Here is an 8,100-nt window from a genome sequence, read left to right as displayed (position 1 = left end):
TGACCAGGCAGTACCGTTCCAGGTTGTTGACGATGCCCCTTTGATTATCACAGCATTTGAAGCTATAAAACAAGTAGCCGTATTTTCTCTTACCTGACAGTAATACTGATAATTATCCAATCCTACAACAGAGCTAATATTCAATGCAGCTGTTGTAACTCCAGAATACACTCCAGTATTAGTCAAAGCTGTCCATGTCGCTGATCCCGGAGCCGCAACATACCACTGGTATGCCAATGCATTTCCATTAGGAAAACCTTCCGTAGCGACAACACTGATAACTATTGATGTAGTTGAGCAATCCACATTAACAGAAGGCTGAACAGTAATAGTTGGCGTATTCTTAACGCTGGCGGGGAATAATCCCAAATCAGAACAATCTTCCGCACTTAACAAATCCCAATCGGCTGCGTTATAAGTCATAGTAGGCCCAGCGGCAGTTGCTTTTCTTTTTATCGTATAACCAATTTCATTAGGACAATAAACCACGTCGACAGCAACATTGTTTTTTGTTAACCTGATTTCATCTTCAGCATTAATCCCCTGAGCGGAAGAAACAAAATCCCAAGTTTTCACACAAGGCACACCTGAATCTCCCAAATCAGCCAAGAAAACACCTCCTGCAGGTACAACTCCCGTTAAAGCGATGGTTCTTGTAGGTGCGGCATCTCCAATTGTACCATATCGCTCGAATTTATAAACCGAAGTCGCTAAATTTATTGGAGCAGCCGTTGGATTATACAATTCCATGTGCCATACATTGTTGCTCTGAGAATCGTATACTTCTGAAATAATCAAATCAGTAAAAGCAAGCGTATTACCTTGACAAGAAGTATTGTCTTTAGTAATCACCGTAAAAGCTGTAGTGGCTTCACAAGGTTGTGAATCGGCAATAACTAAACTCCCTGTAGTGGCTCCCGAAGGAACAGTAACCACTAATTGGGTAGCAGAACTTGACACTACAGTGGTAGCAACCCCATTGAAAGTAGCGGTAGTCCCTACCAAAGAACCGGAACTTGCCGTTATTGTAACTTCGGTTCCCACAGGTCCGGAAGCTGGAGTTACAGAAGAAATGGTTGCTGGCGTGCATGGTAATCCGCAATACACATTAAGATTATCAATATAAATAGAGTTCGTACTGGATACTATTCTGAAACTAACGTTTGATAAACCTGATAAATTGGGAGAACTTGACAGATCAAAACTAACTATAGATCCGGCAGTAGTGGCGGTAAAAGTTCCAACACTAACCCAGGCAGCAGCACCAACCCTGTAATACAAAGTTCCCAGCTGCCCTCCACTTCCGCTGGCATCAACATAAAAATTGATTCCAATAGGATTGTTTGTAGCACTGGTAATCAAATCGGATCCTGAAGTCAACGCCCTACAGTTTGGCGCACTTAAATAGTGAGCCGCTAAGGCGTCATTCGAACTTGACCCTGACCATCCACCAGGAAGCGTCGTCGAAGAATCAAAATTAGACCCCAAACATGCCGCAGTTGTCACAAACAATTCTGCTGCATCCGAAGTAACAGGACTGCAAGGAGCACCTCCCGAAACTATCACTTGATAAAGATACCCATTCATGGCAAAAGTAGTCGCCGGGGTGGTATAACTGTTCGAATTTGTACCAATATTACTCCAAGTAGTCCCTCCATCGGTAGAAACCTGCCATTGGTAAGACAATGAAGAACCTGTAGCGGCAACTGTAAAAGTCCCTGTATTTCCAACAACAACAAAATTATTTGTTGGCTGTGATGTGATTGCTGTTGCCGTATTTACAGTAACCGCTAACGAAACTGATCCTGCAGAAAAACATGAACCATTATAAGCGTTCACATAATAAGTACCTGAAGTGGCTGCTGTAAAAGGTGATGTTGTCGGATTTGACGTCGAAGTTCCCCCAGGTGTGGTTTGCCAATACAGCGTTGCGTTTGGTGCAGAATAATTCAAGGTAGCCGGCCCACAAGAAGGATTTGCTAAAGCTGAAATTGTTCCTGAAGGATTTGCCGGTACTGCATTTATCGTAACTGTCACCGCTTTTCGGGTCGTACCCGAACAGGTAGCCGATTCCCCCTGAACATAATACGTATACGTTCCTGCCGCTAAAGCAGTAGGTGTTGTTAATGTAGTTCCCGAAACGGTATAACCTCCGCCAGTAGTATATTGTGTTCCTCCGGCTGGCGAATCCCAAAACGTATACGAGGTGGCATTAGAACTTCCCGTACCAACAACATTAACCGAAGCTCCCTGACAAACCGCCACAGGATTTGCTGTAGTCGGGGTTCCCGGTATCGGGTTGATGGTTACTGAAACAGAAGCTGTCCCTGTAGACCAACACGAAGATCCATCATAAGCCCTTACATAGTAAGTCCCTGTTGATGGAACCGGATAAGACGATGTAGTAGGATTGGAAGTAGAAGTTCCAGTAGCCGTTGTCTGCCAATATAAATTTGCATTTGGTGCGGAATAAGTCAAAGTTGTTGGTCCACACGAAGGATTTGCTCCGGCAGAGATTGTTCCTGAAGGATTAGACGGGGGAGTACAGGCTGCACCGAAGGTAGCGGTAACACTTACATCATCAATCCCGATACCCTGCGAATTCGAAGCTCCCGTAACTAAATTCCATCTCAAATATATGTCACTATTAGTAGCTACACTTAACCCTGTAATATTAAAAGCAGCAACATTAACTGTTAGTGGAGCACCAAAAGAATAAGCACTTGCACCTGTTGGCAATGAAGCCGCAGCAACATCACCGGAAGCAACTGCAACCCATGTAGTACCGTCCAAAGAATAGTAGAACTGAACAGAAGCTGCAGTAGTATTGATTCTATACCTTTCTAAATTATACGACACTGTGAGTTGTATCAAATTAGAAGCATTAGTATTTCTGTAGTAGGACATTATGCTATTTGGCGATGCATAACCCCCGGAAGTCATACACCCTAAAGCTCTATCTGTTGTTGGTGTAGTCCCCCAATTGTAACGTCCTCCAGTTGTAGGTGCCCCCGTAGAAGCTTGTTGACTAACTGCCGTAAAATTACCTCCTGCAGCCCAAGTAGGAGAAACAGCTCCAGCAACCGACATTTTCCAATTACTAGGCAAAGTAGCCGACGCGCTTATCCCCATGCCATCAAAATTTTCAGTGACTGGCGTTGTATTAGGAATAGCTATTTGCCCCCAACCAAAAGTAGCTGACAGCAAAAAAAACGATAACAGTAATTTAAATTTCATATCTTTTTGTAAAATTTTAAACAAATCGTTATATTTAGTCCGTCTTTTTTGGTAAAAATCGAAAAAACGGGTAACAAAGATACGCATTTATTACAAGACCTCAGTGTTTTGTAATTAAATTAATGTTAAGTTATGAGCAATTTATGAACTACAACCCACCAAAAACTAGCACCGTAGAAGAAGCCAAACGAAAACTGGAATATTACTGCAGTTATCAGGACCGCTGTCACTATGAAGTTACGGAAAAACTGAAATCGCTGAACATGATTCCGCAGGCGATAGATCTTATAATAGTGCATCTTATCGCAAATAATTTCCTGAACGAAGAACGTTTTGCCGTGAGCTTTGCCCGAGGCAAACACAACATTAAAAAATGGGGAAAAGTACGGATCGTGAACGAACTTAAATTCCGTCAGATATCCAAATACAATATCGAAAAAGCACTAAAAGAAATTTCCGCGGAAGAATATTTGGGAAACTTTCATGATATAGCCGAAAAACAATGGGAATCCATAAAAGAAAGAAGCATCCCGAAAAAGAAAAAGAAATTTTGCGACTTTCTGACACGAAAAGGTTATGAGAGCAATCTGATTTTTGAAAAACTGAATGATTTGACCGAAGATTAAATCGACTTGGAAATCAAAACACTTACTGCATTTCCACCAAATCCAACGGCATTCACCAGAATTTTACGGATTATTTTTCTTTTAGGTTGTGCTTCCACAAAAGGAACATCAATGAATTGCTGGTGCTGCATCATCAAAAGCGCCATCTCCATGCTTAAAATCCCGGAAGAACCAAAAGTGTGACCGATTTTCCATTTATTGGTGGTGAGCATCGGAAGTTTATCACTGAATATACTCTGAATCGCTTTATACTCGGACAAATCCCCTTTAATGGTTCCCGGCGCATGCATCACAATCGCGTCAATTTCTTCTAAAGGAACCGACCCAATAGCCATGCGCATGGATTTTTTAAAACATTCCGCTTCCGTGGAAATGGAAATCCCGTGCTCCAAAATATCGGTAGCATACCCAACTCCTTCTATATAAGCCAAAGCTTTATCATTCTCACCTATTTCAAGACAAACCACCGCTGCGCCTTCACCCAAAACCATGGTGTTTTTATCTTTTTCCAAATCGAAAGCCTTACAGGGAAATTCCGAATCTTCTTTAGAATAAATTTTTAAGGCCTGCATCTGTGCGATGGTAAACGGTGTTAATGAGGCTTCACTTCCTCCCACTAAAAACTTATCCGCCATCCCTGAACGAAGCCAAGCCACTCCATTAAGTAAAGCATGAAGCGCTGTCGAACAGGTAATGGAATGCGAGATCTCCGGACCTGTCGCTTTCAAATCGTGGGCTACCCAGGAAGAAATATTCCCCATTGTAGTCGTTGGAGATGCTAATGTAGCCGTTTTCCCGGTGGTTATGAATTCTTTGAGGTAATTTTCAAACAGTTCGGTTGCACCACGGGACGAACCGATATTGATTCCGAAAGTGTCTTCTTCCGCCCAACCCGCCTGTTGAATCGCCATTCGGGAAGCCAACATCGCATATAACACCGAGTTATCCAACGGTTTGTATTTGTAATCCGAGGCCCTTAAATCCGAAACCAATTCCTGCAACGCTTCCTGTAATGAAGCCACCGGAACTTTCTGATTGCCTATTTCTTTTTCTGCAATTAAAGAAGTATTCTTAAGGTACTCTGCCCAAATCTGTGCAGGCTGATTCCCCAAAGGCGAAAAAGAAGCTAAAGCGGTGATGGCAATCGGTTTCAAAACGAATTATTTTTTTGCAAAGTTAACATTCCTCCAATGCTTCTTCTATAGTTTGGTAAATTTTTTCCAATTGATCATCAGAAATAACATAAGGCGGCAAAACGTAAACAATATTTCCCACAGGACGAAGGATAATCCCTTTACTTATAAAGAAATTGTACAGTTTGTTTCTGAAATTCCCGTAATAACTTTCCGCTTCTCCGGTTTTTATTTCCAGCGCAAAAATAACACCTAAAACCCGGGCAGTCTCAACTCTTGGATGATCCTTAATCTTTAATCGAAAAGTTGAGTGACGCAGAGTAATTCGTTGGATATTTTGCTGCATTTCTTCGGTTTCCAACAACTGCATACTTGCCAGAGCTGCCGCACAACCTGTAGGATTTGCGGTAAATGTGTGCCCATGAAACAATGCTTTGTTCACATCATCATCATAAAAACCATCGAAAAGCTCCTGGGTAAAAGTCGTAATCGCCATTGGAATGGTTCCGCCGGTTAAAGCTTTTGACAGACACATCATATCGGGTTGCTCTGTCAGGTAATCGCAGGCGAAATTTTTTCCGGTTTTCCCAAATCCTGTCATTACCTCATCGGCAATGGTAAACACCTGATATTCTTTACAGATTGCAATGAGCTTATCCAATTCGGACGCTTCATACATTACCATTCCCGCAGCTCCCTGAACTAAAGGTTCAAAGATGAAAGCCGCAAATTCGCCTGTTTTTACATATTGATATAATGCTTCATAACTTGTCTGTTCATTTCCTTTTGTCGGTACCGGAATCCGAACCACTTCAATTAACGAACCTTTGAACGCTTCTGTAAAAAAGGAAATCCCGCTGGCAGCCATAGCCGCAAACGTATCGCCGTGAAAAGCATTTTCGAAAGCTATGATCTTCGTGCGTTTTTCACCTTTGTTGTAGAAAAACTGCAACGCCACTTTAATAGCAATTTCTACCGCCGTCGACCCGTTATCGGAATAAAACAGTTTCTTCTGATTATCCGGCAGAATCTGTATCAGTTTTTCAGCTACCTGAACTGCCGGTTCATGCGTAAACCCGCCAAACAAAACATGTTCCAACGTGGTTAACTGTCTATAAATGGCATCGGCTATAAACTTGTTGGAATGTCCGTAGGGGTTTACCCACCACGAGGCAATCGCATCGATGTATTCTTTTCCATTTTCATCCCACAACAAAGCGCCTTCCCCTTTAGTAATGGCGATATGTGGTTGTGCTGTTTTGTGTTGGGTATACGGATGCCAATTGTATTGTATATCTCTTTTGGATAGATTCATTTTTTTTCAGATAATAGAAAAAAGAGGCAAGAAGAAAGACTGTCATTCATATATTTCTTGACTCTTGGCTCTTGATTCTACATTAAACTCAATATTTTTTCCCTAAACAAATCCGCGTAATAACGAATCACATTCTGATCGAAATACGGTTCGTTGTCGATACGGCCGATCATTTTCAGTCCGGTTTTCTTTAGGATAATTTCTTCCGAAGCTTTATTTTCATCTCCATTGAAAATAATTCCGGCAATATCCAGCTTACGGTTTTTCAAAGCTTCCACCGTCAGCAACGTATGATTGATACTTCCCAGATAATGTCGGGACACAATCACCACTTTATAATCGGGTTGAATCAAATCGATTATGCAATCCGATTCATTTAACGGAACAAAAACACCGCCGGCTCCTTCTATCACTAGATGATTCTTGGTTTTCGGTTCTTTTATATTTTTTATGTCAATGGCAATTCCATCCAATTCAGCCGCTAAATGCGGACTGGCGGGTGTGTTAAGCGCGTACGCATTGGGAAAGAATTTCGACTTTTTGTTGGCTACGTATTTCTGGACTTTATGGCTGTCGGAATGCTCCAGATCGCCGGCTTGTATGGGTTTCCAATAATCGGCTTCCAAAGCTTCGGTCAGTATTGCGGAGACGATGGTTTTCCCAACATCAGTTCCGATTCCGGTGATGAATAATTTCATGTTTTTTATTTAACTGCAAAGTTCGCAAAGAATGGAACACCGATAACACGGATCAGACAGATTTTAAGGGATTAGTATTTTTTTTCTATCATTCGTATAAATAAACCTTGATTTGTTTTTAAACTTCAACTTTAACTCCTCGATTAAAAGTTCAAAGCACGTGCTATTCTGGTATAATTTCACAAGAAATTCATATCCTAAAACATTATGAACCTCATAAAAGATTTTCAATATGATATCCGTGTTTCCTTTATATAAAAAATTACTCATGAGATAAAATTGTGTAAATCTACTAAATCGGTTTCATCCTTGTTCCAAATACAAAAGAATCGCACACTGATAACACGGATCAGACAGATTTTATCGGATTATTAAAATTCTTTCTGTCGTTCGTATAAATATATCTTTTAAATTCGGGCGTATCGCCAAAATTTAACAACATTCCTAATTCAATTTGGGTAGCCTTAAGGTAATTGATTAATTGGGCTTTATGAGCGTCCATTAAACATTCGCAAGCTTTAAGTTCGATAATGATAACATCATCTATAACTAAATCCGCAAAATATTCGCCAACTACTTTTTCTTTGTAGTAAACCTTGATTTGCTTTTGAGCCTCAACCTTAAACCCTTTATTTGAAAGTTCAAAATACATACTGTTCTGATACACTTTCTCAAGAAATCCATATCCTAGAGTGTTATAAACCTCATAAAACGTTTTCAATATAACATCCGTTCTTCCTTTATATAAAAAATTACTCATGAGAAAAATTTGCGTAAATCTGCTAAATCGGTTTCATCTGTGTTCCAAATACAAAAGAATAGAACACTGATAACACGGATTAGACAGATTTTAAGGGATTAGTATTTTTTTTCTATCATTCGTATAAATAAACCTTGATTTGTTTTTTAAACATCAACTTTAACTCCTCGATTAAAAGTTCAAAGCACATGCTATTCTAGTAAACTTTCTCAAGAAATCCATATCCTAGAGTGTTATAAACCTCATAAAACGTTTTCAATATAACATCCGTTCTTCCTTTATATAAAAAATTACTCATGAGAAAAATTTGCGTAAATCTGCTAAATCGGTT

General features: G+C 40.4%; 8 protein-coding genes. 1 reads left to right on the top strand and 7 read right to left on the bottom strand.

The features are described from left to right. The coding region (locus VLB74_RS13090; protein ID WP_325203902.1) for an Ig-like domain-containing protein at window positions 1–3,237 on the bottom strand (3,237 nt) is incomplete at its 3' end. A 143-nt stretch (window positions 3,238–3,380) separates the two neighbouring features. Here VLB74_RS13090 and VLB74_RS13085 point away from each other — a divergent pair. Further along, on the top strand, window positions 3,381–3,863 hold the full coding sequence (locus VLB74_RS13085; protein WP_325203901.1) for a regulatory protein RecX: 483 nt from the start codon (window positions 3,381–3,383) through the stop codon (window positions 3,861–3,863). On the opposite strand, the gene VLB74_RS13080 is transcribed toward VLB74_RS13085, so the two are convergent. The 6 genes from VLB74_RS13080 to VLB74_RS13060 all read right to left on the bottom strand — a co-directional run bounded on the left by VLB74_RS13080 (window position 3,860) and on the right by VLB74_RS13060 (window position 8,067). Continuing rightward, entirely contained in the window at window positions 3,860–5,017 is a 1,158-nt protein-coding gene (locus VLB74_RS13080) for a beta-ketoacyl synthase N-terminal-like domain-containing protein (RefSeq protein WP_325203900.1), read from the bottom strand. The genes VLB74_RS13085 and VLB74_RS13080 overlap by 4 nt on opposite strands. Before the next feature lie 22 nt (window positions 5,018–5,039). Beyond that, window positions 5,040–6,311 (bottom strand): adenosylmethionine--8-amino-7-oxononanoate transaminase, encoded by a 1,272-nt coding sequence (gene bioA, locus VLB74_RS13075; protein ID WP_325203899.1) that lies wholly within the window; start codon window positions 6,309–6,311, stop codon window positions 5,040–5,042. A gap of 77 nt (window positions 6,312–6,388) precedes the next feature. Then, on the bottom strand, window positions 6,389–7,009 hold the full coding sequence (gene bioD / locus VLB74_RS13070) for a dethiobiotin synthase (protein WP_325203898.1): 621 nt from the start codon (window positions 7,007–7,009) through the stop codon (window positions 6,389–6,391). Window positions 7,010–7,072: 63 nt separating this feature from the next. Next, entirely contained in the window at window positions 7,073–7,279 is a 207-nt protein-coding gene (locus VLB74_RS13440; protein WP_414655605.1) for a GxxExxY protein, read from the bottom strand. A 79-nt stretch (window positions 7,280–7,358) separates the two neighbouring features. Beyond that, on the bottom strand, window positions 7,359–7,769 hold the full coding sequence (locus VLB74_RS13065; protein WP_325203897.1) for a GxxExxY protein: 411 nt from the start codon (window positions 7,767–7,769) through the stop codon (window positions 7,359–7,361). 196 nt (window positions 7,770–7,965) lie between these two features. Next, entirely contained in the window at window positions 7,966–8,067 is a 102-nt protein-coding gene (locus tag VLB74_RS13060) for a GxxExxY protein (RefSeq protein WP_325203903.1), read from the bottom strand. Between the last annotated feature and the right edge of the window lie 33 nt (window positions 8,068–8,100).

Origin of the sequence: Flavobacterium sp., from assembly GCF_035456225.1 — a bacterium.
Lineage (GTDB): Bacteria > Bacteroidota > Bacteroidia > Flavobacteriales > Flavobacteriaceae > Flavobacterium.
The sequence above is the reverse complement of the archived record's forward strand: the minus strand, read 5'-3'. Positions and strand labels throughout refer to the sequence as shown.